We start from the raw sequence: 25,440 nt of genomic DNA on the forward strand, positions 1-25,440 counted from the left end.
ATGATTTTAGGATGTGGGACAGCCATTTATAAAATTAAGAGACGAAAAGATGTACAAAGAAACTCTTGAACAGAAAATTAAACGGGTCATTGCAGAATCTGTTGATGTTGTTCCGCACAATCCTGAGTGGTCAGAGTTGTTCGAGATTGAGAAAGTGCATATGCGAGCCTGTTTTCCGGATGATTTTATTTTAAGAATAGAACATTTCGGTTCAACCGCTGTCCCCGGGTTACTTGCAAAACCTATTGTTGATATGGTTATTGAGATATCGGATGAAGAGCGTGGCAGAAAATTGATTCCGAATGTTCTTGAGCCGCAGGGGTATGATTGTTTTTGGCGTCCAATCGGCAATGAAAATGTACCGCCATACTTTACATGGTGCATTAAAAGAGATGAAACAGGGCAACGCTCACATCATCTGCATTTCGTAAAGAGAGGATTTAAGGATAAAGACCTGAGATTTAGAGATGTTCTACGGAAAAATTCAGGTATAGCGAATCAGTATGCAGAGCTTAAGGCTAACTTAGCCATAGAACATAAAAATGATCGTGTTGCATATACTGCTGCAAAGGGCGAGTTTATCCGTCGAGTTTTAGACATGCCATGTACTGGTCATCTTCGTCTAATCTGTTGAGCATAAATTTTAAAATATGGGCGGAATTTCGAATTCCAGCATTTCTTTTGTCTTTGGGTGCATAAATTTTAAGTATCCGGCGTGCAGTTTTAGTTGACCGGGAGCGGTGCCTGTTCCATATAGTCTGTCGCCGACAATCGGGCAGTTAAGTCCCTGTGGATGGGCAGAGTGGACACGCAGTTGATGAGTGCGCCCGGTCAAAGGGGTGAATTCAACTCTTGTCATGCCGTTTTCAATTCCAAGCTTGCGCCAGTGAGTCACTCCTAATTTCCCATGAATAGGGTCATATACTTGATAGGGCCGATTGTATGGATCAAGTCTGAATGCCATTTCTATAACACCTTCATCTTCTTTCACCACTCCGTCCAGCAAAGCAATATATCTTTTTTTGACTTGTCTGTTTTGAAATTGATCAATCAGTTCACGCACAGCGCGGGCGGTAAAACCCAGTACGAGCAGGCCGGAAGTGTCCATGTCTAGCCTATGAACTGTGGGGAATTTGCGGCATTCAGGAAACATGGTCTGCACACGGGTAACAACACAGTCCTGATTTTCAGGCCCGCGTCCGGGAACTGATAGCAATCCACTCGGCTTATTAACAACTACCAGTTTGTTGTCTGCGTAAACTATGTCCAGAAGTTCTTCGTTAGTCATTTTTATTTTATCTATTCTTATCTCAAGTTAAATTGTGAGCTAGATCTGCTTGAAACAGCTTGCTACTGGCTTGTGAATTTAATCCCCTAGCTCCTCATTAGTCATAATAACGTATTTATCTTCGGAGATAAAGCAGGGCTCACAATGGTTTTTGAGTGTGTTTACGTTTTGAATCTATATACCGCAGGAGCGAGTTGTTACGGTGATCGAGCTTCAAGAAATAAGATCACTTGAAAATTGTTAAAATTTGAAAGAAAACTGAACGGCGGTTCAACTTTTTTGCAAGTGTTTGATATTATTTCAAATAAAAGCGGTTTTCAAAATTTCAAAAACAGAGAGAAAGTTTTTGTGAAAAATAGAACTACTAAAAAAATATTCTATAAGTTTATATGTTTATCATGTATTTGTGCTAAAAATCACAAGTTAGCTCGTTTTTTGATTGCATAATCAATTGAATTTCTCTATTGTTTGGTCAATCGATCAGCAAGGATGATTTTACTGAAAAAACTGATTCGAAAGCCAGTAAAATTGAACTGAGCTGAAGTAAAAAGATTTAGTCAGGAAGAATTTAAGGATTTAAAAATATTTTATTAACTTTACTTCCATCCGTATGGAACAGGAAACAGAGATGAAAAAGATGAGCGTAATATTTCTTGTACTTCTAGTTATTGTAGCAGCCGCAGCAACCGCTGAATGTCAGGATCCAAAACCTGCTAACGTAACCACTGTAGCTGAAGCCAGAGTTTCAGGTGCAGAGACTAAAGCAGTTCTTCACGGTCACTTCATTAAGAAAATTAATGAGAATAAATATGTATTTCAGGATTCGACGGGAGAAATCATTGTTGATCTAAGTGCTGATAAAGCAGGTTCCCTGCCTGCTGGCAGTGCTGAAGTTGCTCTCGAAGGTATTGTCGAGCAGGACCTTATCTTCGCCGGAATCGAAGCCCAGAAAATATCCGTTCTAAACTAAGTACGGACCTCACCGGAAGATTCTTCCGAACCTAAAAAGGTCGCTTCATCCAGTTGGTTCTTTAAGCTGAATTGTCATCAGTTTTAAAGGCCGCTTCAGATGAAGCGGCCTTTTTCGTTTTGGTAGGATAATGTTATGAATTATGAATAAAATTAAGCTTTGCAATGCTCATTTAATACATCGGTTATTTTTCCTTTTGATATTGGTTTAGTCAGAAAGGAATCGCAACCGGCCATAAGTATTTTATCTTTTACCTCCGGTAAAGCATGCGCTGTAAGAGCTATAATTTTGCAATGCTCTTTTCCTTCACTTTTTTCCCATTCTCTGATCTTCAAAGTACATTCATAGCCGTCCATTATAGGCATTTCAATATCCATCAGAATTAAGTCAAAATTTGCAGATGTTGCTGCATCAAGACCTTCCTGACCATTTTGGACAATGGTCAGTTTGTGCGGTAGATCTTTAAAAAATAACTCAATCAGCATGCAGTTTGCATTATTGTCTTCCACTAAGAGTATCTCTAACGCTTTGTGTTCATGCTCAGTCTTTGCAACATGGGAATCTTCAGAAATTTTTAGCAGGATATCTCTAGCCGCATTTTCAAGATCAAACAGCGTGAGAGGTTTTAGCAGGACATTTCCTTTAAAAGATTTGTCAATGACTTCATGATCAATTAATGCCATCAGAATAATTCTTTCTTCCGGAACTTGCAGCTTTGTGAGCGACGAAACAGTTTTACTCCATTTCCAGCCGTGTATGTCCTCTTTAATCAGAACAAAATCATAGTTTTGTTTTATCAGTTCTTTTTCAAGTATCAATGCTCTGCCTATTTCAAAACTACGGGCTTTATCAACTCGCTTAGCAATTGAGCTGATCCGTGCTGAAAAAGCTTCGCGTGAGTAATCTTGATCAGTAATTAACAGAAGAGATTTATTTTTGAGAATGGAATCGTTTAGATATGCTGTATCGGGAACTGAAAACGAAATATTCATATGTACGGTTGAGCCGAATCCCTTTTTGCTTTCCATCCATATATTGCCGCCCATGGCTTCGCAAAGGGATTTGCAAATGGAAAGACCAAGGCCGGTCCCGCCATATTGGCGCGTTGTTGAAGAGTCTTCTTGAGTAAATCTGCCGAAAATACTTTCAATTTTGTTTTCTTCAATTCCGATTCCGCTGTCTTTCACTGCAAAATGAATTTCAACTTTATTTTCAGCAGTTACAGTTTTGCTGTCATTTAGTGAAACCTCAACAACAACGAATCCTTTCTCTGTAAATTTAATGGCATTTCCGATGAGATTTACAAAAATTTGCTGTAATCTTGAAGGATCACCTGTTATTTTTTTGGGAATACCCCTTTTGATACTGTAAGCCAGCTCTAATCCCTTGCCGCTGGCAGCTAAAGCTGTAACTTTAAAAGATTTACCGAGTAAGTGGTCTAAATCAATATCTTGATGATCAAAATGAATCTGTCCAGCTTCAATTTTGCTTAAATCAAGGATTTCATTAATAAGATGCAGTAATGATTTTCCTGCTTCTTGAAGAATTTCAATGAATTTTTTCTGGTCACTGTCCAGTCCTGAATCTTCAAGGATTTCCGCCATTCCTAAAATAGCATTCATAGGTGTTCTTATTTCATGGCTCATTGCAGCTAGAAATTGCGATTTTGCTACCGTGCCTCTTTCCGCTTCAACCGCCATAGCTTTAGATTCAGCAATAGCTTTAACTAAGTTACTGTTAGCTTTTTCAAGTTCATTAGTTCTCTCATGAACTTTGAATTCAAGATTCGTGTATAAAAATTCAAGACTATTGCTCATATAGTTGAAGTTATGAGCGAGTCTTCCTATTTCATCTGATCTTTTGCCCATATCCGCCGTAACAAATTCGCGGTTGGCAATTTTCTTTGTATTTCTATCAAGAATGCCTAAAGGGGTTATTATAATACGGGTAAAAAAAGCATCTAACGCGATAATTGTGCAGAACATACATGCGCTGAAAATGATAATAAGATTGAAAGTTTTTGCGCTGATCTCGCGCTTGACTTTATCAAGCTTGAGTCCAATATCAACTCGGCCTAACTGTTTGCCTTCATTGATAATAGGGCGTGATACAACCATTATATTTTCGGCGGATTGCGGCTTTTTTTTGAACGTATGAGTTTTGGAAATGATGTTTGCTGATTGCAGTAATGTTGCCCCGTTGTTGTCGTAAATTTCGCAAAAGGCTACCTGCGGTGATTGCTCAATTGAAAGAGCGAACTCTTCAATTAAGAAAAAACTGAAATGTGGTATGTATTCTGAGCAGGAGCGTGCCGTCAGAGAGGCCATGCTGCTTCCATAAATGTATAGGCGGTCTTCAAGTAACTTTTTCTGGGAATCAATAATGTAGCACCCCAGGAAAAAGAAGAAGACAGCGAGGATAAAACCTGTGCCAATTGATATTTTAAGCCTTAAGCTGTCACTTCTCATTTTATTACACTGTAAAATTTCTTTTATTGGGGCATAGTGTTTTTAGTATAATTATTTTGCATTTTAGTCACAATCGGGATCTCATCTTTAATAATTTTATCTTTAATTATATCAATTTTTTTTAAGATTTCGTCTGATATTTTAGCGCGGGTATATTTCATCTTGCTCAAACTTACTCCTCCATTATTTAAACCATAGTATGTGATCCCGGGGGAGAAGTGGTTGTTCATTACAGCTTCAAGCTCTTTGTATGCGGCGGTGTCGAGTCGTTTAATCATGCTGGTCAGTACTGTTCCTTTGGCGAAAGAGTCCTGATCGGAATCAACTCCTATTGCATAATTACCAGTGTGTCTGGCCGCTTCAATAACTCCGTTACCGGTAAGTCCGGCAGCTGTAAAAATGATATCTGCATTATTGTTATATTGTTTGACAGCCAGATTATATCCTTTTTGCGGGGCGGAGAAGCCTGAAAAATCTTCGGCCGGGCTGGCATATTCTACAAGTACTTCGGTATTAGGTTCAGCATATTTAGCTCCGTCCGCGAACCCTTGTTCAAATTGTTGCACAGTAGGGATATTTGCTCCGCCTATAAAGCCGACTGTGTGTGTTTTTGTCATATATCCGGCTAGAGCTCCGGCAAGAAATGAGCCTTCATATTGTTTGAAAATCGCTGATGAAATGTTCGGAACACCATCAATAGGAACATCAATCGATATGAATTTTTTATTCGGGTAAATTTTAGCTACCTGGCGTGTCAGCTGCTTATGCTGAGCACCGAGGAAAATGATTATATCAGATTGATCAGCAAGAGCGGTAAGGTCTTCAAGTGTGGATTTTCCGGTTTTACTAGGGTTTACGATTATCAGTTTAAACCCGAATTCTTGTTGAGCCTTGCGGATTCCGCCGTATGTCATATCATTAAAAGACAAATCTCCCATTCCGAATACACCTGTAACGAATCCGACAACCGGAACTTTAGCAAACGAGGTTGTAGGCAGAAGCAGGAGTAAAGAAATAAATAATAGTATGTTTCTCATGGGGACAGCTCTTTTCATAAGAATAAATTGTGAATTAATAATGTGATCAATAATTTTATACATAATAAAAAATTTAATAGAAGGACAGAGGATAAAATAATTATATTTGCTGAACATAAAGAAAAAGGACTTACATAAATTATGTAAGTCCTTTTGGTGGAAATTAAATCAGGGGATATTATAAGAGTTTTAAATTAAGGTTTATGCCGGATTCTTCTTCAGATTCAGTAAAGCAATTTTTTTTTTACCCATCTTGTCCCCGTATTGAGCAAGCCATACTCCGGCAAAGATTATCAACGATGCGATCATTTGCAGTGGAGTCAAAGTCTCACCCAAAAGAATCCATCCGAAGAATGCGGCTATAGCCGGTACAAGATTTATGAAGGCTGATGCTTTTCCGGCAGGGAGTTTGCTCATTCCTACGTTATATAGTCCAAATGCGCCAAGTGTCACAAAAGCACCGAGGTAGGCTGCAATTATCAGCATATTGAGAGGATCAGGACCGAGACCGTCACGGATGAGCAGGTACAGCCCTGGCAGGAAGAATATCGCTCCTGCAGCGTTTTGAACAGCCGTCAGAGTTAAAGGCCCGTAGTTTGCTGAAAGCCGTTTTACAAGGAGCATGTAGCCCGCGGCACTGACCATTGCTGCAAGTTCCAGCATATTGCCAAGGGCAGGATCCGTTGCACCGCTTGATGGAGATCCTGTAAGCGATAGTATCGTCACTCCTGCAATAGAAACGGCCAATCCCGCCCAGCCTATAAGGGTTGTTTTTTCTTTGAAGCAAAAGCCCGCGCCGACTGCAACCATTAAAGGTAATGATGCTGAGATCAATCCTGCCTGTGTGGCGGAGGTGTAGGTTAAGGCATGAGATTCGAATAAAAAATAGAGACAGGGCATTAAAAAGGCCAGAAGAGCAAGAGCCTTGCGGTCTTTTCCTTTTTTTACATGTCCTGAAAATCTGGAAGTAAACGGCGCGAGAACAAGCGTGGCAATACCGGTTCGCAGCCACATTACGGTCCATGGATTCATGGTACCAACCATATGTTTCATTGCGGCGAATGCACTGCCCCAGAGCAGTACCGCGCCAAGCAAAGCCAATATCGGGAATATATTACTTGAATCCAGAGAAACGCTTTTTTGCTGATCAGTATTCATATATTTTATCTCCTGTAGGAGAATTTCTTATTGGAGGAATGGTTTTGAGTCTTGGAAGAAATTGCTGTTTGAAAAGTTGATAGCAGCTACAGCGGTTACTGGCCTTGAGCATATTGTGTCGGTGTTGCACCGGTATATTTACGGAAAGTATTTGTGAAGTGGCTTTGATCGGAGAATCCGCTTTCAAGAGCTACTTGCGCAAACGGTGTCCCGGTGCGGAGTAATCTTTTGGCATGGTCAATCCGTTGTTGAATATGAAAATTGTGAGGCGGCAGTCCTGTGGCTTCGCGGAAAACTCTGAGCAGATGATAGCGGGAAAGACCTGCAACTTTTGAGAGTTCTTCAAGTGAAATGTTACCGGAAAGGTTCTCCGTTAAATATTCCCTGACCTTTTTTATTGCCGCAGGTTCTTTAGTTTTAGGCACTTTGGGAGCTACTTCACAGTGCCGGATAAGCAGTGCCGCGGCTGCTCTGGAAAGTGCCGTGTCAATTTCAAGTCGTCCTGTCTGGGCAACAATAGATTGTTTAAGCTGAATTAATGAACAGGTGGCAAGCTTGTCTTCAACTACTACGGAGTTAAATTCGGGTAACCTTTCTTTTTTGGCCAAATCCCGGGATGCTTTTTCAAAAAGTACAGGTTCGAAAGAGAAAACTCGATAAGTGATTGAATTTTGCCCTGTCAGAACTCCGGAATGAACAAGTCCCGGGTTAAAAAGGGCTATTTCCCCTGCTTTAACAAAGGAACTGCCTGCTCCTTGCTGACGACAATAGCAACCGCCGTCTTCCATTACTCCAACGGAGTGGAAACCGTGCGTGTGATTAGGGAAAGAATGATTGGAGTTTATGACCTCCTGAATCTCAAGCCCTTCGACCTCGACAGGTCTTAAATATTTAATTCCGCAATTACTCATGATTTATCCCGTAACGAAATTTTGCATAGTTCTTACCACTAAGCAAGCTAACGATTACGATCTGTTTTGGTCTTGTAAAAAATTGCTGCCATCTGTGGCAACGTTGATCAATTTTAAACTGTCAGTGAAAATATAAAGGGGCGCATCTTTCGATGCACCCCGATAAATAATTAGTGTTATTAGTGGAATATGGTTTAATTTATTCTAGATATATGAATTACCGACAAATGGTGAAGTCATGCACGAAAGCAGTGCTGCATAATCAAGGCTGAATCTTACCTGCTCGCCGGTGTGTAAAGGGGAACGTGTCGTATCTAATATCAGGTGATCACTGCTGGACCCTATTATATCAACATCTGATAATGGAGTCAGTCCTGAGATATGAACATCCTGCTTGCCGATAGCAAGAATAGTTCTGACAATATTTCCTTTATCCACAAAGGTTGTCGTGTTGCCGAACGAATCCTGTCCCACTTCTCCATCTGGAAGAGACGGTTTAACTTTGGACTCAATTACTCCGGCAACTAAAGTAATTGCGTTAAGATACAGCCCCTTAATATGTTTACGGGAGAGCGTTTCGCGTCCTATGAAAATGGATTCACCGAGTCTGACATTATTAATCCGGCCTAGATCCGTATTTTCAAATAACCAATTAAAGTTTGCAGAATTGCCGCCTGATACGATCCTGAACTTAATGCTAAATTCTTTTTCGCATTCTTCGGCCAAGCGCGACAATTGATCCATCTTTGCTTTAGAGGGTTTAACCCCGCTGAAACAGGCGAGGTTGGTGGCTAAACCTATTAGGTTAACACCTTTAAGCGGGATTACTTTTTCAATCGCCTGATTAAGGTCCTGTTCAAGGATACCTTCGCGCAGATCTCCCATTTCAACCATCAAAACGATGTCGCGGATTTTATTTTGTTTAATAGCAGCATCAGAAAGTTCTGCTATTATCGATAGTTCTGAATTGAAGCTAACGTCTGCATATTTCACCACATCGTATATTTCTGTCATCGATGGAGTTCTGATTAAAGTGAATGCGGCTTTTACGCCTGCCTGATGCATGCGTTTAATATTGGAAATTCTTGAATCTCCAATCGAAGTTATACCGGCAGCAATCAGGCAATTCGCAATTTTCGGTTCACCCAGAGCTACTTTGGTTATGCCTGTAATATCAATGTTTCTGTCCCCGAACATTTTAACCAGTTTTTGTGTGTTGCTGAATACTTTTGCTAAATCTATTTCAAGATAGGGAGTGTTCATGCTGCAAGCTTGGTCTTAAGCTGCGGGAAAATTGTGAGTATTTTTTCAATTAGTGAATCGCAATTAAATTTAAGCACGTCTGTTGTAGGAACATTAAACTTCTTTTCATACTCTTTAATTGTCTTTGCAAGTTCTGAGTCAGACATATTTTCGTGATTAATGGTGATGCCGATGACCGGAGCTTTAGAAAAAACTTCAATCAGCTCAATTTCTTCTTTCAGGTCAGGCATATTTATGTCCGGATAATCACCGAGTTTTTCTCTTTTCGGCGGATGCTGAACAATAATAGCATCCGGCTGACCGCCTCGAATAATAAAGCATGAGCTTAAATATGCGGGGTGACTTAAAGATCCCTGTCCTTCTAAAATCATGATGTCCGGATGTTTAGATTCCCACGCGGTGAAGATAGCTTTTTCCATTTCACCGGAAATGAACTGTTCTGTCAGTGCATCGAGCGGAACTCCGAACTCCGCTCCCTGAATGACTCCGGTCTGGCCTGTTGCAATCATTACGGTGTTTAATCCCAGAGCCTGTAATGCTTTAGTGATGAGAACGGATGTTGTTCTTTTACCGACGGCACTGTCTGTACCGAGTATTGCGATTCTGGGACAATCCACTTTAAAAATATCACCATTGAAAACGTGTCGCTGTTTGCTGTTTTGCTGTTTCCGGATGTCGTGCAGCTGAACATTACATTCGGCAGCTTTTTTAACAAATGTATCATTATCTGTTAAAAATTCATGTAAACCGTTGATGATGTTAAGTTTACGCTCCATTGCATAAAAAATAATATTACTGTCTTCTGTGGAAAAAGAGCCGGATAGCGGAGCCATTCCATAAATGAAATATTTTATTGAGTCGCCTGTTCCTTCTAAAGCGTCAAAAATATTTTTGAAAATTTTGATGCCGTTTGGTTTTCCGTCCAAGACTTCTCCGGCATCTAATCCGGCTTTGGTGCTGTCTATGATGCCTGCAATTTTATATTTATCAGAATATCGTGTTAATCCGTTGGCTGTTTTGCCATCCATTTTCCCAAAAAAGTCTTCACAATAAACAATTGCGGATGCTGTATCCGTCATAATAAGTCCTAGGTAGAGGTTCTTTTTTTGCCACCACATATAATGGTGAACAATGTTCAACACCATTATCTAGCACGTTTTTAAACATTATAACCAATTCCCGCGAAAAACTTTCTTTTTGAAGGCAATATAGACGTTTTTTAAATAAAGGGTTGATATGCAACATGCTGTAATAATATTTTAAATACAACATGAACTCTTTTAACGATTGCCTGTGAAACTTGGCAACATAGTGGAATTGTCATATGCGGAGTAAAGCCTAAATAGAAATAAGGGATTAGAATGTCTAAAAGAATAGTTGATGTCATAATTAATGTTTTTGGGAAACCGCAGCAGACAGCTCTTTCGTTGCTGTCTCTTCTTGAAAAATCAGGTCAGCATATCAATAAAATTTATTTTCAAGAAGAGCCGTGTACTTCTGAATTTGAAAAAAATAATCACAACAAAATTATTCACTTTTTAAGTGATAAGATCATTTATTTTAAGCCTGAATATTGGAACGGAATTGACCCGACTGATATCGTAAGACTCTTAACTGACAGAGAGTATTTGCTTTCAATGCGATATCAGCATGGTTGGGAAAATTCAAAAGCTGAATATGTATTGACGATCCATAACGATATTGATGTTAAATCAGATGTAGTGGGGAATCTTCTTTCCGTAATCGGTGAAAATACCGGAGCCGGGGAAATAGGCCAGTGCTGGTGGTGTCCGGCATTTCAAAACGGTCTATGTGATTCTTCAAGGCAGACTTCGTTTAAGCCTTCATATTCATATTTGATGAAAATTTATAATAAAAATTTTGATCCTAAAAAGCGTAGGGCTTACTGTCTGGGGCTGTCGGAGCAGTTTCATAAAAATGCATGGCCGCTGCCTGAATGCAGGCTTAACGAGTGGTGCGCTTTAATAAATATCAATAAAGCACGGATCGATACAATGCCTTTTGGAAAAGCCGCCCCCATAGGGGCTTTAGTTGCTTCCGGAGCTTTTATCGGCGAGGCGGGCGATCAGGCCGTATGTCTGGATACAGGTGTACAATGGTTCAGAGACATGAGTTTAAATGGTCACTCATTTATGCATTATGATGTGAATCAGGATATTGAGCATGACCGCAGGGGGAATGCCGCGTTGGGAGCTCCTGAGTTATATGTGAAAGGGGAAGTCCTCGCGCTGCATAAAATAAAAGAAAGGTATCCTGAGTATTATAATTTATCAGAATTTTAACTGAGACTGTTACTAATATAAATTTGGGTGAAGAATGGTATTCGCGTAGTTTGTTGGGTTTCAGTTTTAGTGGTTCGTAGTGAAGACAGTTTTTGTATTGACCGGCTGTTTTGAAAACAGCCGGTCAAATAATTTTCCTAATTCCCGGTACCCTCGCTTATAATTGCATTGAAACCGCATTCGGCTTCGCATGCACCGCAATCAGTACAGTTTTCATTTATCGCGTAATAATTGGTTCCATCTGGGTGGATGATTGCCTCAGAAGGACACGAACTTTGACATGCTCCGCAAAACTGGCATTCATTAGGATCGATTTTATGCATTTTTTCTCCTTTGGATTAACAATAATGATAAACTAGCTGTTTTAAGAGTGTTTATTTCGGTGTGAAATTTACACTTTACTACATTCTGGTGTCAAGACAAACATATACAGCCATATTTATTCGGGAGTTTGTTGTTTTCGATGAAAAGAAATGTATAAATGCGCAGAATGCTCAAGGTCGCGTTTTATCGTCAAGGGGCTTGCTCATGCTATTGATTACTTGGACTTGGAAGATTCTATGGATAAAAGTTCCGGATAACCATGCAGCACTTTCGCGCTTGCAGCCAGTCTCGTTTTAGTCGGACGTGTTTTACCAGTAACAAGCACCATCCTAAAAAAAGCAACTCGGAACAGTGAATCCTTGGCGATCAATTTGAACTGTATGCGAGTTTGGAAAAGCATAACTATATCCGCCAGGGACTGGTGGTTGGCCACCACTACATTATTCTTAATTAAATGCTGTAAAGGTAATCCCAGAAACCTAGTACATATGCCAGACCGCCAACCATGAAATGCGATATGCTGACGCCTACCAGGCATCTCTTTTGGGTATATAAATATCCCCAGTATAGTGAACAGACAAAGGATGCAAAGGCTAGTCCTACTGAAAGCTGGATATGCACCAGCCCGAAAAGAGCTGATGCTGTGATGATTGCCTGTATTGTGGCGTAGGGTTTGTCCAGCACAGATTCAATGGTAGTTTGTATCACTCCTCTGGCAATAAATTCCTGTAGAGCCGCAAGAGGAATATATACCAGTAAAATCAAATTAAAATTGTCCATTATAAACAATTCTTCACCCATTTTTTTAGACCAGAACATGATGAAAAAAACTTTAAGCAATATGAGTGCTCCGCAAGCTAAGAGTGTGCCGGGGAGCATGCGGCGGATGGATTCCACTGCCCCATCGATAGTCACCCCAAGTAACGAGAATGAAAAACCGCTTTTGCGGATGATAAAAATGCTTACCATCAGGAAAATTGCTTCAACAATTCTTGCTGAGTTTTTGCTTTCGTAATTGAGCTTGTCGGCAAGAAAGATCAGAAAAATGTATAGTGAAACGGAAAGGAACAGGCTTACAAAAATATTTGAAAACAGGTTATTCTTTTTTTTCTCTTCCAGTAGTTCGGCATTTCGAGATTTCAGACTTTCTATTGTTTTTTCTAGTACGAATTCTCTGGCTTCCAGTTTAACGGACATAAACCCAAGAGATTTCAGGAGCCGGACTTCTTCCTGCGTATAATTTTTGCTGTCCTGCATTTGATCCATCTCAACTGATTTGGAGTAGTCTCCCCGGATGACGGATGAGATGATTGCCTCGAGTTGTTTCAACAAACTTTTGTCCATCATCAACCTCGTATTTCAAATTTGGGACACTCGCAATAGTCCAGCATTGCTTGAGAAGACGGGAACCTACCGCAGTTGAAGTATTTCCAGAAGAGACTGCCATAACACAAACATCTATTACCGCATGTATCTAAAAAGCAGCAGGCTACAATGAATGTACAGCAGCGGTTACATTCTCCGCAGCTATCTTCAGGCAGAGTCCACAGTTTGGAGATACGGAAGATGGTTGGGTCGGGGCGATCCATTGGAGGCGAGGTCAGAGGTAAAACCGTTTTTATCAATTCCTGCTCCCGGCTTAGCAGTCCCCCAGATGTAGGCAGCCGAATAAAAATAGTATTTATGATAATATTTTAGGTATTTCCAGAAACGTAGGTCGTCGAAAAAGAAATAAGAAGTGTAGGGGGCGATTATGTACAGGAATGTTCCACATGAAAGCAGGTTGATTACGACAATGGTGTATGACATCAATCTGAACAAAGCCCATATCATTATTGCCTCTTTTTTTGAATTAAATACTAGCACGCGATCATATTTGAACCGATATTTATTTATCTTAATAGATCTATTTATTCAAGTATATCTAGCGACTTGATAAAGTTCATAGAACTTTCGTTACGCTTCAGCATTCATGCTGAATGATTTTAAGTTTAGTGCCTTGGCACACTGAGATTCTGTCATCTTTCTTTTCAGAATGGTTTTATCCATCAATTACCATTTTGCATTGTCCGAGAACTGTCTAAAAAAGTTGCAGACTGCATAAATAAATCATTTTTCACGTTCTTTAATGATCCTGCAGGAGTCGGAATCAACCTACGGATGGCTTTGGAAAGGTCAAAGGATAAATTACCCCTAGAAGGCGTAGATAATATAATTATGCATAACGCTTGAATCTTAGTACCGTTATAGTTTCAGTCTAAACTATTTGTTTCAGCAAAGCTTTGCGTGGTCTGTGTATCAGTGGTATTCTCGCAGTGCTGTGTTTTTGAAATAAATAAGGTGGAACATATGTGCATCAGGTTAAATCTTTTTGTGATTATCTTAGTTTCAGTTTTGTCTATGTTCTCTGTTCCAGACGTTATGGGGGGATCTTTGTCTTCTTCGCTTTCTGGGAGGCGGGCTGCTGCTACTAAATCGCCCAACGTAAAAATTAACTATCGTGACAGTGTGCTTGCCGAAGAGATTGAAGACAAGCGTCTGCAAGTTGAGATGTTTGAAAAGACGTTTAAGATGGATTTCAAACATCTGGTTCATGATCTGGCTGACTACCGTAAAAGCCCGCAGATGCTCGAGAGGAGTTATAGGCAACTTCTGGTTCTTATGAATATTAGTATTGCCAATCCATATGAAGAACGGATGATTTACAATCAACTATTTCAATTTGAATCAGATCTGGATGGTCTGGTTCGGCATTATGAAAAGCAAGCACTAACTATTACTAGTGATATTTCGCTGTTAAGTCATTCTGAGTCGGAGCTGATGCTTTTGTCTGCAAAAGGTGCGTCTCAGGAATTAATCATAACTGCGTATAAATTCGGTGACAAATTAAATGCCTTAATTGAGCTGCGAAAGATAAACCTGCGGCTTGTGCAGGAGCGGCTTGACTCACTCCTAATGCTTCAAACGGAAGTAAGTGGAACTCTTAGCGAGCTTGAAAAAGATGTTCCTGAGTTGCTTATGGCGTATTTGCTGCATTTACGGGTATCCTTATTCAGCGGCCCGGTTATGGAACGTCTCACATTTGCTCCTTCTTATTGGATTATGGGGCAGCCTGCACAGTCTTTTGCAAAAATGCCTGAAGATTTTGAAGACGTTTATTATTCTACGCTTATTCCATTAGCGCTTTGGCTGCTGGTTTATGTCGGAGGAAGAAGGGCAAGAGAGCAGATGGTAACATCTTATTTTTCTACCCATCCAACAGCTAAACGGGTTTTAATGCAAATCTGGATGCTTGCTCCTCTGTCTGTCGGCTTGCTTATCGGAGCGCAGTTTATTGATTTTCCTTCAAGGCTTTTGCCTTTGCAGTTAGGTTTGATTTTTGCTTTTTGGGTTGCAATGAAAGCGGCCTGGTGTCTCAGGACCATTCGGATGGGAACCATGCCTGCGACGCCTCTTTATCCGTTATTTTGGGTTTTCGTGCTGGGCACACTGGGGCAGTTTCTACATGTTCCTTTGGTTATGATGGCTGTCATTTGGCCCGTGGTTTTGCTGGGTGTGGCAGTTACTCTATGGAAATTCAGTAAGCGTCCGTATCCGCCACTAGAAAGAAATCTCGGTAAAGTCTCGTTGTATTTATCCGTGATGGTTTGTTTGATTTGTCTTGAAGGGCACGTATATTTTGCGATTCTTTTTTCAATGTGGTGGTTTTTGTTTGCAGTCTGTCTTCAGTTGGGTATGGCGGTAGCCATTCTGCTTAAAGAAAAGTCAGAAGATTTTTTTTGTAAAGAAAATGAAAGAAGTAAAGGGTTACTGCTTAGTCTGTCTATTCCCGTGGTCTGGATTATTTTGTTGTTGGCTTTGCTTATCTGGACAGTTAGCCAATTTGGCGAAATCAGTCTTCTTTATAAAATTGCTGGTAACCCCCATACGCTTTCCGCAGCTGTCGTGCTGTTGGTGATGATTCTTACTTTGCGTTTTCTGACAGCGTTTGAGATAGCCCACTCTACTTATGCTGGAGTCGGAGGACGCCCTTTAAAAGGGTTTCTTCAGGTTTCCAGATTTGTTGTATTCTGCCTCGGAGTGGGGTTGACTGTCTGCTTTGCCATGGATCGATCCCCATGGGCTTTGCTTGGTGGTGTCGGTGCTGTTGCGGCTGCTCTATTTTTATTATTCAAGGACACCATTTTAGCTCTGGTGGCCGGGGTACGGATTGTGCTGGATGATCTGGTCAGGCTTGGCGATTGGATTGAAATAGACGATATGGGCGTAGACGGTAATGTTATTGATGTGAGTCTGCATTGTATAAAAATTCAGAATTTCGATCGGACCATAGTTACCATCCCGACCATCACTCTGACAAAAAGATCGTTTAAGAACTGGCGCGGTATGAGTGAGTCAGGAGGACGAAGGATAAAACGCAGTATTCCTCTTGATTTATCAAGTATTTTTTTTCTTGATGAACAGTGGAGGGAGAGCCTCGGTGAAATCCGTCTATTGAAAGATTGGTTTACGAAAAAGGAAGCCCGTCGGGATGCTTTTAAAGCAGAGGCCGCTTCGATTGGAACCGGTATTCTTGATTCTGAAAGTATTACCAACTTGGCAGCTTTTCGCGGGTATATTGAAGCGTGGCTGTCTGCCCATGAAGATGTCCACAAAGGTTTAACCTTTATAGTTCGACATCTTGATCCTGGTGCTCAAACCGGTTTGCCCCTTGAAATCTATATTTTTGCCAATGATACTGACTGGGTACGTTACGAGGCTATTCAGGCTGATCTTTTTGACCACCTGCTTGCAGCTGTGCCTGTATTTGGGTTGCGAGTCTATCAGCGTAATGCTCTACATGACGGGCGCTTAGCAAAGGAAAATTTCATGCGCTAAATGTTCAACAACAGAAAAAGGGCATTAATCTTACGATTAATGCCCTTGCAGTTTTGTGGCGGAGTCGAAGGGACTCGAACCCTCGGCCTCCGGCGTGACAGGCCGGCGTTATAACCAACTTAACTACGACTCCGAATTAATTAAACGCGAGTTAAGCAACGTTTAATCTTAATGGTAGGCGAAACAGGGCTCGAACCTGTGACCCTCGGCTTGTAAGGCCGATGCTCTTCCAGCTGAGCTATTCGCCCTCAAGAGAGCATCTTCTAAGCCTACACTGGTGAGATGTCAATAAAAATTTTTAAAAAAGTTAAAGATTATTTTTCCATAACCCATAACAGGGCTTTTTCTTTTTCTTCAATACCAAAGTGCTTCAATTCGATGAATGGAAAAAGCTTGTCGCTGATTTCAGTCAGTGTTTCGTGCCAGCTTTTGTCTGATACTACAGCCTTCTTTGTGAATTTTTTTAGGTTCGGGAAGGCAAATTTAATGTCTTCAATCAAAGCTTTCATAGAGATTCCGCCGAATTCAACCAGCTCGACATAAATCGCAAGTTTTTCTTCATACTTAAATTTTTCATTCACAGCATCAATGACTAATTTAATATCTTTCTCCTCAATTTTGCCGGAAATACGTAACCCGATAGCTTTTGAGGATGCTATTTCGATGAGTTCAATCATTGGAAGCTCCTTTTGTAATATTATTATGTCTGAAATGGTGTGTCGTGTCGGGGTCTATTTGATTCTTAGGTGTTGCTGAAAATTATATCAACTGTTTTGGGAAAATTGTTTACGGATGAGTGGGTATTGGGCGCGCAGGGAGGCTGGAATAGTAATTTTGATTTGAAATATTTTCAAAATACTTTAGGGTTAGTTATCTTCTAAATAATCGAGGCTGGGCGTTATGAAAATACCAAAATTTTATGATCTAATGACTCCTGTGCTTAGGGTGCTTGAAAATCTCGGCGGCACAGCTCCTTTTGAAATTATAGCAGAAGAGATTGTTGAATCTCTTGAAATACCTAAAGAAGAAGCTTGCTCGCTATACAAATCTTGCGGGGCAGGTGCTACGAAAATTGAACATAATGTTGCGTATGCGGCTAAATATTTATGCAGCTATGGAGTAATTGAAAAAGTTGAACCGAATGTCTGGACACTTACCGATAAGTATGAGCCCGGGATGGTGGTTACGCATGAGAATATTCTTGATGCGGCTAAGGAAAGACTTATGGTTCGGAGTAAATTTGGGTGCGGAGTATGATGATTGGCGGTAAAGTTTTATTGCGGAGTTTAACGTTACGTCAGCGCATATGAATTGAAGAAACAGGGAATAGATATGCCGATTATAAGAGTAGAAATATGGGAAGGGCGAACAATAGTTCAGAAAAGGGAATTGGTTGAAGTTATATCAAGAGAGACTGCTAGGATTACAGGATGTGGATTAGATTCTATTTATGTAATTATAGAAGATGTAAAAAAGGAAAATTGGGGGGCCGGTGGGGAATTGTGTTCAGATAAATATCCTGATGACCTTAATTGACACGGCTTTACCAGCAAGCCTACCATTATAAGCATGATCGACAAAGACTCTGCTATTGAAACCGTCATGAGAAAGCTCAAGAAAATTCAGGTTGGGGACGGACTGGATTTGCGCACCTACAAGCGCGATCGGTCCGTTGTTATTATGCGTACTGGCGAGGATTCGTTTACTGTGATTGAGGACGGGTTTTGTAAAGAAAGTTTTTCAGTAGATTTTAAGGGATTGAAAAAGATTCTTAAAAAACTTGTGAAGGTGGAATTTCCACGTAGTAATAAGATTCGGGTTTATGAGGTTGGAGGGGATGGGGTAGGGCCACATCCCAAGATGTAACCCTTTCCCAAAAAGTATCAAAAATAAAGCTATTAAGCTTTCTTAACAACAGAAGTCTTAAGCATCATAGATCCGAAATTTGGTACTTTGCAGGAAATATCATGCACGCCGTCATCAGGCTCTACCAATTTAATATTCTTAACTTTTGTTCCCTTTTTGATGGAACCGGATGCGCCCTTAACTTTTAAGTCTTGGATAATGATAACATCATCGCCGTCAACTAAGATATTGCCGTTTGCATCTTTATATACTTTTTCTGCAACGTCTTCGGGCTGAAATTCAAAATTACATTCCGGGCAGATAAGAGCACTTCCATCAGAATACACATATTCACACTTACATTTCGGACAGTTTGGTATATTTTCCATTACTTCCAACCATTTGGTTTTAATTATCCCCATTCATAGCGGGGACAAATCATTAAAAAGTGCAAGCTAAAAACTTAAAACTTTCAAGTTAAAAATAGCTTGGATAATAATTATGGGTTTCGATGGCCTCACGGCACATCAATTCTACTATTTATCATTTAGCAGGTTTTGTAAAATCCATTTAATTGGGGGCTACAAAAGCAGAAAAGTGGCGGAGTTGAAGGGGGCTAAAACTCAGACTTAGGCGTGAAGTCTAGAGTCGTCTGTGCTTCATATTGAGCTTTCTCCCGTTTAAATAAACTTTTTATGGTAAACTGAATGCAGCTTGATGTTTCTATGTCTTTATGAATAGTCTCCCGAATAAATCAAAGAATAGGTTGGACTATGAAAGAGAAGCTCAATGTATGTATTGTCGGACCATTTAACTTAGGCGTTATTGCGCTGGAACAGTTGGGGCATTCTGTTTTCAAAGTTCCTCATCATTCAGAGATATTTTGCAATTTGCCGGAACTGCTCAAAAAAAATAAATTTACCCCAGACATCGTGTTGCAGGTCGAGAACCTCGGTAGGCGGACACTCATTCAAGGGCTGGACGATTTTGATTGTCCGACTATTTTTTGGGCTACGGATCCGCATCTGAATTTGCACTGGCACAATTCCTACACTAAGCTGTTTGATCAGGTCTTATCCACCCAAAAGTCCATTGTGCCATCGTTCAAGGAGGAGGGGCTTTCCGATGTTCGATGGCTCCCCAGATTTGCATATGACATGGTTTCACCTCCTATTGCCGACCGGAAAAACGATATTGCCTTTGTGGGAAGGTTGAGTGATCAGCGTCCTGGTCGCAAGTGGATGATTGACTTTATCAAAAAATTGGCCGGCGACCGTCCTTTTCCGGTCGAGCAATCCTTAAGCCATAGTGATATGTTGGCATTGTATCAGGATACCAAAATAATCCCCAATGAATCCATTCTGGGAGAGGTTAATTTTCGCCTTTTTGAAGGCGCTTCCGGTGGTTGCCTGTTGCTCACTCAAGATCTCGGAGATGAACAGGCTTCATTGTTTGAACCAGGGCGAGAAATAGACACATACGCAGATGTTGTGGAGTTGGAAGAAAAACTGAAGTTGTATTTAGGTAATGATAGCTTGATTCAAACCATGGGGCAGGCTGCTCATGAACGGGTTCAATCCGAGCATTTGCCAATTCACCGAGTAGAGCGGATTTTGCAATACGCAAAGGATACAGCACGTAACAGAGTGTCAGGGCCTGATGCTAAAAAATGGGAAGCGATTACAGTGGCATCCATGTGGGAGTCAGGCATGCTTGATTTTCCGGTTAGTGATGTGCTGTCACGTCTTGCTTCCTTAAAGCAGGATCAGCATGTAGTTGTCGCCACGCTTCGCATACAAGCCGTGGTCGGTGTGAACTCGGTGATGGAAGATAATTTAATGAGCTTGCTTGGAGGTAAGCTATACGAAAATTCTTTTTGCTTGAATTTGACTTGCTCGACTGCGGCTCTGCGCCTTGGTAACTGGAATATGGCAAAGGCATTTTGGTATCGACATTTGAAGTCTGCTGATCTCATTAATAAACTACCGCCCAAAACTCCGAAAGATCTTCTTATTCTTTGGGCTAAGGAACTCAAGCAACGCAAGCTTATTTTTCGGGGAGGGTTTCCGTTTAACGCTAGAAATCATTTGCCGCATACTGCAATAGATTGTCTAATTATCCTTTATGAGGCAGATCCGGGAGATTCTGAGGTTTTGCGACTTATTGATGTTATGCTGCGTTCTCGTAAGGAACTGGATCAGGCTCGAGGTAGCTTCCTTTCTTCACTTGCTTCGAATTCATTAAACGACTGGCGGCTTACATTTGAGTTGGCTATGACTAATTTACATAGCTATCGGCTTGATGATGGCTTGAATAAAATGGTGCTGGCGAGAGATATAGCTCGAGAACAAGGTCAGGAGAAAGCGTTTATTATGGCCTTGAAGTGCCGTGACAAATCGGGGCAAATTTCCAAACGGTTGAGGAATAATTGATCTGGAAAACATTGAGAAGGGTGGTAGGGAAAGCGACATATTTCAAATAAGAAAAAGGGTATTAATCGTAAGATTAATACCCTTGTACTTTAGTGGCGGAGTCGAAGGGACTCGAACCCTCGGCCTCCGGCGTGACAGGCCGGCGTTATAACCAACTTAACTACGACTCCGCATATATATAATAAAGCGCGTTAAGCAACGCTTATTAGCAGTTTGTGGTAGGCGAAACAGGGCTCGAACCTGTGACCCTCGGCTTGTAAGGCCGATGCTCTTCCAGCTGAGCTATTCGCCCACGAATTCAGTTTGTCAAACTGAAGGCTGTGATTGAACTTCCTGCACCTTGATGCGTTTCCGTATTGCTCACTGCCACGAGGAGGGATACTGCCGATGAGTGCCCATTTTGTCAAACTGTTTTTTAAATATATTTAAAATAATTTTTAACTATTAGTTTTTATTTGGTTTTTATGTATGGCTTCAGCGTACTTTTCCATGCTTTCAATAGGATTAGCGGTCTGAAAAATGTTCCGGCCTATGCAGCATCCTTTGCAGCCTGATTCTAACCCGCGCAAACTATTGGTTATTGTGCTTTCCATTGTCTGTCCCAGCGGGCCTCCTGTCACCAGAACGGGAACGGGGCTTGCTTCAACTGCTTTGCGGAATGCATCGCCGTTGTTCGGGTAGGGAACAGAGACAACGTCCGGCCCCAGTTCTGCTCCTATGCGGATGCAGTGGGCTATAAGGCTTGAATCGTGCTCGTTTACAATCTGGCTTCCTCTTGCAAAGACTGTTGCCAGTACTGGGATTCCTAGCTGATGCGCTTCGTCTGTGATTTCTCCCAGATCGGAAAGCATGCGGTCTTCCAGTTCATTGCCGATATTGACGAGTACGGAGACAGCATCCGCTCCCAGTCGCAGTGCTTCCTGAATAGAGCAGACAATGCTCTTGTTGTATGATGGCGAGCCGTGTCTCGTGCCCGCATTCATCTGCAAAATCATGCATATGTCAGCAGGGATCAGATGACTGAAATGTCTGGCAAGACCTTTGTTAAGGATAACACCCTGCACTCTTGAGGTGGGCAGAGCTTCCAAAATAGTCGGGATTGCGCCTAACCCTTCAATCATGCCTTCGTTTGCACCGTGATCCAAGGCGAGAATCAGTGAATTCCCGCTTTCTTTGTCAAATAGTCGTTTCAAGCGACGGTCGGTTCCGTTCATTAAATCCTCGTATATTTTAAAATCTATTTTTCTGTCCAGATAAAGCGACTGCCTTTTTTACCTGTAAATCCTAAAAGCAGTTGCTTGAAGTATAATCCCACAGGACCTTTGCCTTTTGCCGGAGCAGGCAGGCTTTGGCCTGAAAATAATTTTGCAAGATCTTCAGCATTTTCAATCACGAGTGCTGATTTTGCCGGATTCTCCGGCAGCAGTGCGCGTGCGAATGGATTCGGTCTGAACTTCTTACCGGAAATTTTGCCGAGTGGATATCCCTGCCAGCGTATATCCGGTGGAAGCATGTTCAGCGCGTGCCTGTTAAGGAACATTGCTTTACCTTTAAAATCATAAATTTCGCCGTCCGGCAGAGCAGAAAAGTCTATCGCTTCAGGGTATTCCAGCTTTTTTAAATCAAGTAACTGTCCCGGCAGAGGGGCTGTTTCAGGGTGTTCCGGTTCCCCGTTTCCGGGTTTTCGCAGCCCGCAAACATAAAAACCCTGACCGCCGCCTGAGCCGTCTACCCGTAACACGCCATCCATCTCAGGTAAAAGCGGATCAGCAATAGTGAATCCGGAGGGATGCGGAAGTTTAACCAGCTCAAAGCCCAGTTCTTCCACTGCAAAACGGGTTTGCTCCTCATTTTCCTGAACATTGGTGGTGCACGTTGAATATACTACGTTGCCGCCGGGAGCCAGCAGCTCAAAAGCTTTTGCTAAAAGCTGGCGTTGTAAAGCTACTAAAGGAACAGTCTTTTCGCCTGACCAAAGTTCCATTGCCTTAGGGTTCTTGTTAATAGTTCCCCATCCGCTGCATGGCGGGTCCAGCAGAATATATTTCCATCCGTTAGCGGGTAGCGGAAGCTTTTGTGATTCATAGCTGACTGTTGCTGAATTTATAGCTTGTACGCGCCTTAAATTCTGTCGCAGCAAGGCCAGTCTGTCTTTTGAAGGTTCACTGGCAAGCACAAAGCCGTCATGCCCGACTAATCTGGATAAAATTCCTGTTTTACTGCCCGGACTTGCGCACATGTCCAGCACTTTAGCTCCTGCCGGAGGGTTAAGCATAAGTGGCGGAAGCATGGAGGAGCGATCCTGTATATAGATTCGGCCGAATCTTGAGGCAAGTGAATCGCCTAGCGGAAAAGGTTCTTTTTCAAGTCTCCGAGCCATAGAATAAAATGGTTCAGGGCTGAATTCAAAGCCTTGCGAACGCAAAAGTTCTTCAACTGCGGGTATGTCTTTTTCTGAGCAGACAAGTCTGAATGTTCGAAGATTGTTTGTCATAATATATAATTAGAAAAATGAAGGTAAGCTTTTTTGGCGGAATCAGCTTGGTATGATAAATTTTACTTTACAGGTTGCTTAAAAGCATTCCAAATACATGTCGCATAATAATCAGGGCTGAACGAGATTTACTGCGTACGGCTCTTTAAAGCGAAGCAAAACAGATAAAACAGGGCAGGACATTTGACAAGTAGCCTTTTGGGCTGTTTCCATGTTTAGCTTTGCGTCTCAGTCCGTAAGCTGTTACAAGTTTTTTACCCGTTTTGCTTATATGGAAAGTCAAATAGCCAAACCTTTTTCAGGGATATTCTGAATGTGGTGCGGCATTACATTAGTAATTTAAAATATATAACGTATATTTCCGAAAGCAGTCTGCTTTTTGGGGAGGATTCAGTACATGTCATTAAGACGTTTTACAGTTTTTCTTATTGTAGCCATTTCTATTTTCACAGCAGGTTCAGCTTTTGCTGAAGCCCGCACATACGCAGTGTATCCTTTTGAAGTTAATGGGCCGGCTCAATATAAATATCTTAGCCGCGGCGTTCAGACTATGCTCATTTCCCGTTTAAACTGGACAGGACATTTTGAGCCGCTTGCAGCCTCAAAGGAGCTGTCTGAGGCTGACCGTCCTACTTCAAAAATTACGGAAATTAAAAGCGCGCAAAAACTCGGAGTAGATTATCTTGCTCTCGGCGGGCTTACAATTGTCGGCACAGACGTAGCTATCGACCTGCGCATGGTTGATAAAGACGGAAAGTTTTGGACAAAGAGTGCTAAAACAACAATGGAAGGACTTATCCCCGCTCTGGACACCATTGCTACAGAGGTTAAAGGGCAGTTGTTTGAAAAGCCCGGCAGCAAGGTTGCAAGTGATGAAGAAAAAGCTCGTGAAGATGCCCGTCCTAAAGAAGCTTTAAATCCTGAATTTATTTCTGCATCTTCCGCATCTGTTGCTATGCAAAGCACTGTTAACCCTCAATTCAGATACGAAGGCGGAACAGAGACTCCAGGTCGCTGGCGCAGCCAAAGCATTGATTTTGTGAATCGCGGTGGATTTGTTGCGGATGTAACAGGTGATGGTAAGCAAAATCTCGTAATGCTGTCCGATGCTGATGTTAAAGTTTTTGATGTAGACGAACAACGTTTGAAAGAGGTTGCTTCATATCAATACCCATCAAGATCTAACGGTATCAGAATCAGTGGTATTGATATCGGTAAAGACGGAGTAACAGAAGTAGTTCTTTGCGTTATAATGGAAGATAGACCGTATTCGTATATTATTTCTTTTAAGAACAAGACTCCTAAGGTTCTCATAGATCGTTTCAGTAATTTTTTAAATGCAGTCCGTCTTCCTCCAAACTTTTCAGAAAGCTTGCTTGGGCAGAAGTATGACTCCAGCCGTACCTTTTATTCTAAAAGCGTGACGGAATATATGTATTCAAATGGTGAACTTGTTCCTATCAGACATTTGGCTGTTCCTGAATTTGCCAATGTTTTCAACACTTCATTTCTTCCTGGAAAGGATGATTACAAGGTGCTCGTTCTTAATAAATATGGTAGAATTTCTGTTTACAATAAAGCTCTTGAACCTTTGTATGAAAGTCAGGATTCTTATAACTCAGCTGACGTAAAATTTGAGACACCTACTAAGCTGGTTGGATTCGGATCTGAGAACAAGAAGAATAAAATGGAGCATTATTACTTTGTTCCTATGCCTATAACGGTCACTTCTATTTCTGACCCTACTAAGCTTGAGGTTCTTTTGAATAAAGATATCTCGGTTGCTTCACAGGTTTTTTCTAATTATAAAAGTTTCTCACAGGGCGAAATCCATTCTGAATACTGGGATGGAGTGGGCCTAAGCCTTGCATGGAAAACACGTCGCATCAAAGGAACTGTAACTTCATATGGAGTCGCCGATATTGATAATGACGGCGAGAATGAATTGTATTGCATTTTGAATACGTACCCCGGGGCGCTTGGGGTAAAATTCAGAAAAACTTTAATTATTGCTTATGAGCTTACTCTCGGGAAGTAATAGCTAAAATTTGGCCCCCTGTTTTTGCCGG

24 protein-coding genes and 4 tRNA genes are annotated in these 25,440 nt (G+C 41.3%); 9 read left to right on the forward strand and 19 right to left on the reverse strand.

All coding sequences use genetic code 11. The features are described from left to right. Nucleotides 1-49 precede the first annotated feature (49 nt). Nucleotides 50-634, forward strand: a complete 585-nt coding sequence (locus tag B9N78_RS08910) for a GrpB family protein (protein ID WP_085101454.1) — start codon at nucleotides 50-52, stop codon at nucleotides 632-634. Between the two features lie 9 nt (nucleotides 635-643). On the opposite strand, the gene B9N78_RS08915 is transcribed toward B9N78_RS08910, so the two are convergent. Next, nucleotides 644-1,288 carry an RluA family pseudouridine synthase gene (locus B9N78_RS08915; RefSeq protein WP_085101456.1) on the reverse strand — a complete coding sequence of 215 codons (645 nt, stop codon included), beginning with the start codon at nucleotides 1,286-1,288 and terminating at the stop codon, nucleotides 644-646. A 628-nt stretch (nucleotides 1,289-1,916) separates the two neighbouring features. Between B9N78_RS08915 and B9N78_RS08925 the strand changes: the two genes are divergently transcribed. Beyond that, complete coding sequence (locus B9N78_RS08925; protein WP_245805507.1) at nucleotides 1,917-2,258, forward strand: NirD/YgiW/YdeI family stress tolerance protein; 342 nt, start codon at nucleotides 1,917-1,919, stop codon at nucleotides 2,256-2,258. A 152-nt stretch (nucleotides 2,259-2,410) separates the two neighbouring features. Here B9N78_RS08925 and B9N78_RS08930 read toward each other — a convergent pair whose 3' ends face one another. The 6 genes from B9N78_RS08930 to B9N78_RS08955 form a co-directional block, all read right to left on the reverse strand. Then, nucleotides 2,411-4,585, reverse strand: coding sequence for an ATP-binding protein (locus B9N78_RS08930; protein ID WP_245805508.1), 2,175 nt, complete (start codon nucleotides 4,583-4,585; stop codon nucleotides 2,411-2,413). A 164-nt stretch (nucleotides 4,586-4,749) separates the two neighbouring features. Beyond that, nucleotides 4,750-5,763, reverse strand: coding sequence for a BMP family lipoprotein (locus B9N78_RS08935; protein ID WP_085102338.1), 1,014 nt, complete (start codon nucleotides 5,761-5,763; stop codon nucleotides 4,750-4,752). Nucleotides 5,764-5,964: 201 nt separating this feature from the next. Then, nucleotides 5,965-6,921, reverse strand: coding sequence for a DMT family transporter (locus tag B9N78_RS08940; protein WP_085101462.1), 957 nt, complete (start codon nucleotides 6,919-6,921; stop codon nucleotides 5,965-5,967). A gap of 95 nt (nucleotides 6,922-7,016) precedes the next feature. Then, on the reverse strand, nucleotides 7,017-7,832 hold the full coding sequence (locus B9N78_RS08945) for an AraC family transcriptional regulator (RefSeq protein WP_085101464.1): 816 nt from the start codon (nucleotides 7,830-7,832) through the stop codon (nucleotides 7,017-7,019). A gap of 204 nt (nucleotides 7,833-8,036) precedes the next feature. Next, on the reverse strand, nucleotides 8,037-9,095 hold the full coding sequence (locus tag B9N78_RS08950; protein ID WP_085101466.1) for an alanine/ornithine racemase family PLP-dependent enzyme: 1,059 nt from the start codon (nucleotides 9,093-9,095) through the stop codon (nucleotides 8,037-8,039). Further along, on the reverse strand, nucleotides 9,092-10,174 hold the full coding sequence (locus tag B9N78_RS08955) for an N-acetyltransferase DgcN family protein (protein WP_085101468.1): 1,083 nt from the start codon (nucleotides 10,172-10,174) through the stop codon (nucleotides 9,092-9,094). Before B9N78_RS08955 ends, B9N78_RS08950 begins: the two co-directional genes overlap by 4 nt. A gap of 282 nt (nucleotides 10,175-10,456) precedes the next feature. Between B9N78_RS08955 and B9N78_RS08960 the strand changes: the two genes are divergently transcribed. Next, complete coding sequence (locus B9N78_RS08960) at nucleotides 10,457-11,398, forward strand: hypothetical protein (RefSeq protein WP_085101470.1); 942 nt, start codon at nucleotides 10,457-10,459, stop codon at nucleotides 11,396-11,398. Nucleotides 11,399-11,535: 137 nt separating this feature from the next. Here the strand turns inward: B9N78_RS08960 and B9N78_RS08965 are convergent, their stop codons facing one another. The 4 genes from B9N78_RS08965 to B9N78_RS08980 all read right to left on the reverse strand — a co-directional run bounded on the left by B9N78_RS08965 (nucleotide 11,536) and on the right by B9N78_RS08980 (nucleotide 13,555). Further along, on the reverse strand, nucleotides 11,536-11,721 hold the full coding sequence (locus B9N78_RS08965; protein WP_085101472.1) for an ATP-binding protein: 186 nt from the start codon (nucleotides 11,719-11,721) through the stop codon (nucleotides 11,536-11,538). 215 nt (nucleotides 11,722-11,936) lie between these two features. Further along, on the reverse strand, nucleotides 11,937-12,122 hold the full coding sequence (locus B9N78_RS18505) for a hypothetical protein (protein WP_085101475.1): 186 nt from the start codon (nucleotides 12,120-12,122) through the stop codon (nucleotides 11,937-11,939). A 50-nt stretch (nucleotides 12,123-12,172) separates the two neighbouring features. Further along, nucleotides 12,173-13,066 (reverse strand): CPBP family intramembrane glutamic endopeptidase, encoded by an 894-nt coding sequence (locus tag B9N78_RS08975; RefSeq protein WP_170921405.1) that lies wholly within the window; start codon nucleotides 13,064-13,066, stop codon nucleotides 12,173-12,175. A 189-nt stretch (nucleotides 13,067-13,255) separates the two neighbouring features. Beyond that, nucleotides 13,256-13,555 carry a hypothetical protein gene (locus B9N78_RS08980; RefSeq protein WP_085101479.1) on the reverse strand — a complete coding sequence of 100 codons (300 nt, stop codon included), beginning with the start codon at nucleotides 13,553-13,555 and terminating at the stop codon, nucleotides 13,256-13,258. Between the two features lie 516 nt (nucleotides 13,556-14,071). On the opposite strand from B9N78_RS08980, the gene B9N78_RS08985 reads away from it, so the two are divergent. Beyond that, nucleotides 14,072-16,600: a mechanosensitive ion channel family protein gene (locus tag B9N78_RS08985; RefSeq protein WP_085101481.1), complete on the forward strand. Its 2,529-nt coding sequence runs from the start codon at nucleotides 14,072-14,074 to the stop codon at nucleotides 16,598-16,600. A gap of 56 nt (nucleotides 16,601-16,656) precedes the next feature. Here B9N78_RS08985 and B9N78_RS08990 read toward each other — a convergent pair. The 3 genes from B9N78_RS08990 to B9N78_RS09000 form a co-directional block, all read right to left on the reverse strand. Beyond that, a tRNA-Asp gene (locus B9N78_RS08990) sits at nucleotides 16,657-16,733 on the reverse strand. Nucleotides 16,734-16,772: 39 nt separating this feature from the next. Beyond that, nucleotides 16,773-16,848: transfer RNA gene (locus tag B9N78_RS08995), tRNA-Val, on the reverse strand. A 66-nt stretch (nucleotides 16,849-16,914) separates the two neighbouring features. Next, nucleotides 16,915-17,277, reverse strand: coding sequence for a SpoIIAA family protein (locus tag B9N78_RS09000; RefSeq protein WP_085101483.1), 363 nt, complete (start codon nucleotides 17,275-17,277; stop codon nucleotides 16,915-16,917). 223 nt (nucleotides 17,278-17,500) lie between these two features. On the opposite strand from B9N78_RS09000, the gene B9N78_RS09005 reads away from it, so the two are divergent. From B9N78_RS09005 to B9N78_RS09015, 3 genes are all read left to right on the forward strand, one after another. Continuing rightward, nucleotides 17,501-17,857 (forward strand): winged helix-turn-helix domain-containing protein, encoded by a 357-nt coding sequence (locus tag B9N78_RS09005; protein WP_085101485.1) that lies wholly within the window; start codon nucleotides 17,501-17,503, stop codon nucleotides 17,855-17,857. A 75-nt stretch (nucleotides 17,858-17,932) separates the two neighbouring features. Next, nucleotides 17,933-18,136 carry a 2-hydroxymuconate tautomerase family protein gene (locus tag B9N78_RS09010; RefSeq protein ID WP_085101487.1) on the forward strand — a complete coding sequence of 68 codons (204 nt, stop codon included), beginning with the start codon at nucleotides 17,933-17,935 and terminating at the stop codon, nucleotides 18,134-18,136. Nucleotides 18,137-18,169: 33 nt separating this feature from the next. Further along, nucleotides 18,170-18,466, forward strand: a complete 297-nt coding sequence (locus tag B9N78_RS09015; protein ID WP_085101489.1) for a hypothetical protein — start codon at nucleotides 18,170-18,172, stop codon at nucleotides 18,464-18,466. A gap of 32 nt (nucleotides 18,467-18,498) precedes the next feature. Here B9N78_RS09015 and B9N78_RS09020 read toward each other — a convergent pair whose 3' ends face one another. After that, on the reverse strand, nucleotides 18,499-18,834 hold the full coding sequence (locus B9N78_RS09020; RefSeq protein WP_085102340.1) for a zinc ribbon domain-containing protein YjdM: 336 nt from the start codon (nucleotides 18,832-18,834) through the stop codon (nucleotides 18,499-18,501). 384 nt (nucleotides 18,835-19,218) lie between these two features. Between B9N78_RS09020 and B9N78_RS09025 the strand changes: the two genes are divergently transcribed. Next, nucleotides 19,219-20,877, forward strand: a complete 1,659-nt coding sequence (locus tag B9N78_RS09025) for a CgeB family protein (protein ID WP_085101491.1) — start codon at nucleotides 19,219-19,221, stop codon at nucleotides 20,875-20,877. Nucleotides 20,878-20,970: 93 nt separating this feature from the next. Here the strand turns inward: B9N78_RS09025 and B9N78_RS09030 are convergent. From B9N78_RS09030 to B9N78_RS09045, 4 genes are all read right to left on the reverse strand, one after another. After that, nucleotides 20,971-21,047: transfer RNA gene (locus B9N78_RS09030), tRNA-Asp, on the reverse strand. A gap of 46 nt (nucleotides 21,048-21,093) precedes the next feature. Further along, nucleotides 21,094-21,169 (reverse strand) — tRNA-Val (locus tag B9N78_RS09035). Between the two features lie 145 nt (nucleotides 21,170-21,314). Then, nucleotides 21,315-22,091: a class I fructose-bisphosphate aldolase gene (locus B9N78_RS09040; RefSeq protein WP_085101493.1), complete on the reverse strand. Its 777-nt coding sequence runs from the start codon at nucleotides 22,089-22,091 to the stop codon at nucleotides 21,315-21,317. Nucleotides 22,092-22,114: 23 nt separating this feature from the next. Next, nucleotides 22,115-23,371 carry an RsmB/NOP family class I SAM-dependent RNA methyltransferase gene (locus tag B9N78_RS09045; RefSeq protein WP_085101495.1) on the reverse strand — a complete coding sequence of 419 codons (1,257 nt, stop codon included), beginning with the start codon at nucleotides 23,369-23,371 and terminating at the stop codon, nucleotides 22,115-22,117. 397 nt (nucleotides 23,372-23,768) lie between these two features. Between B9N78_RS09045 and B9N78_RS09050 the strand changes: the two genes are divergently transcribed. Continuing rightward, nucleotides 23,769-25,409 carry a hypothetical protein gene (locus tag B9N78_RS09050; RefSeq protein ID WP_085101498.1) on the forward strand — a complete coding sequence of 547 codons (1,641 nt, stop codon included), beginning with the start codon at nucleotides 23,769-23,771 and terminating at the stop codon, nucleotides 25,407-25,409. Nucleotides 25,410-25,440: the final 31 nt, after the last annotated feature.

The organism is Desulfovibrio gilichinskyi, assembly GCF_900177375.1.
In the GTDB taxonomy this organism is placed as follows: Bacteria; Desulfobacterota; Desulfovibrionia; order Desulfovibrionales; family Desulfovibrionaceae; genus Maridesulfovibrio; species Maridesulfovibrio gilichinskyi.

What these genes read in the sequence shown, in the direction of transcription:
- B9N78_RS09045 (WP_085101495.1), bottom strand. Translation starts at nt 23,371, where the DNA reads ATGACAAACAATCTTCGAACATTCAGACTTGTCTGCTCAGAAAAAGAC.
- B9N78_RS08950 (WP_085101466.1), bottom strand. Translation starts at nt 9,095, where the DNA reads ATGAACACTCCCTATCTTGAAATAGATTTAGCAAAAGTATTCAGCAAC.
- B9N78_RS08940 (WP_085101462.1), bottom strand. Translation starts at nt 6,921, where the DNA reads ATGAATACTGATCAGCAAAAAAGCGTTTCTCTGGATTCAAGTAATATA.
- B9N78_RS09040 (WP_085101493.1), bottom strand. Translation starts at nt 22,091, where the DNA reads ATGAACGGAACCGACCGTCGCTTGAAACGACTATTTGACAAAGAAAGC.
- B9N78_RS08910 (WP_085101454.1), top strand. Translation starts at nt 50, where the DNA reads ATGTACAAAGAAACTCTTGAACAGAAAATTAAACGGGTCATTGCAGAA.
- B9N78_RS09015 (WP_085101489.1), top strand. Translation starts at nt 18,170, where the DNA reads ATGATCGACAAAGACTCTGCTATTGAAACCGTCATGAGAAAGCTCAAG.
- B9N78_RS08915 (WP_085101456.1), bottom strand. Translation starts at nt 1,288, where the DNA reads ATGACTAACGAAGAACTTCTGGACATAGTTTACGCAGACAACAAACTG.
- B9N78_RS09000 (WP_085101483.1), bottom strand. Translation starts at nt 17,277, where the DNA reads ATGATTGAACTCATCGAAATAGCATCCTCAAAAGCTATCGGGTTACGT.
- B9N78_RS08975 (WP_170921405.1), bottom strand. Translation starts at nt 13,066, where the DNA reads ATGGACAAAAGTTTGTTGAAACAACTCGAGGCAATCATCTCATCCGTC.
- B9N78_RS08965 (WP_085101472.1), bottom strand. Translation starts at nt 11,721, where the DNA reads ATGCATAAAATCGATCCTAATGAATGCCAGTTTTGCGGAGCATGTCAA.
- B9N78_RS09025 (WP_085101491.1), top strand. Translation starts at nt 19,219, where the DNA reads ATGAAAGAGAAGCTCAATGTATGTATTGTCGGACCATTTAACTTAGGC.
- B9N78_RS09010 (WP_085101487.1), top strand. Translation starts at nt 17,933, where the DNA reads ATGCCGATTATAAGAGTAGAAATATGGGAAGGGCGAACAATAGTTCAG.
- B9N78_RS08985 (WP_085101481.1), top strand. Translation starts at nt 14,072, where the DNA reads ATGTGCATCAGGTTAAATCTTTTTGTGATTATCTTAGTTTCAGTTTTG.
- B9N78_RS08945 (WP_085101464.1), bottom strand. Translation starts at nt 7,832, where the DNA reads ATGAGTAATTGCGGAATTAAATATTTAAGACCTGTCGAGGTCGAAGGG.
- B9N78_RS08955 (WP_085101468.1), bottom strand. Translation starts at nt 10,174, where the DNA reads ATGACGGATACAGCATCCGCAATTGTTTATTGTGAAGACTTTTTTGGG.
- B9N78_RS18505 (WP_085101475.1), bottom strand. Translation starts at nt 12,122, where the DNA reads ATGCTTTTCCAAACTCGCATACAGTTCAAATTGATCGCCAAGGATTCA.
- B9N78_RS09005 (WP_085101485.1), top strand. Translation starts at nt 17,501, where the DNA reads ATGAAAATACCAAAATTTTATGATCTAATGACTCCTGTGCTTAGGGTG.
- B9N78_RS08960 (WP_085101470.1), top strand. Translation starts at nt 10,457, where the DNA reads ATGTCTAAAAGAATAGTTGATGTCATAATTAATGTTTTTGGGAAACCG.
- B9N78_RS09020 (WP_085102340.1), bottom strand. Translation starts at nt 18,834, where the DNA reads ATGGAAAATATACCAAACTGTCCGAAATGTAAGTGTGAATATGTGTAT.
- B9N78_RS08935 (WP_085102338.1), bottom strand. Translation starts at nt 5,763, where the DNA reads ATGAGAAACATACTATTATTTATTTCTTTACTCCTGCTTCTGCCTACA.
- B9N78_RS08980 (WP_085101479.1), bottom strand. Translation starts at nt 13,555, where the DNA reads ATGATATGGGCTTTGTTCAGATTGATGTCATACACCATTGTCGTAATC.
- B9N78_RS08925 (WP_245805507.1), top strand. Translation starts at nt 1,917, where the DNA reads ATGAAAAAGATGAGCGTAATATTTCTTGTACTTCTAGTTATTGTAGCA.
- B9N78_RS09050 (WP_085101498.1), top strand. Translation starts at nt 23,769, where the DNA reads ATGTCATTAAGACGTTTTACAGTTTTTCTTATTGTAGCCATTTCTATT.
- B9N78_RS08930 (WP_245805508.1), bottom strand. Translation starts at nt 4,585, where the DNA reads ATGGCCTCTCTGACGGCACGCTCCTGCTCAGAATACATACCACATTTC.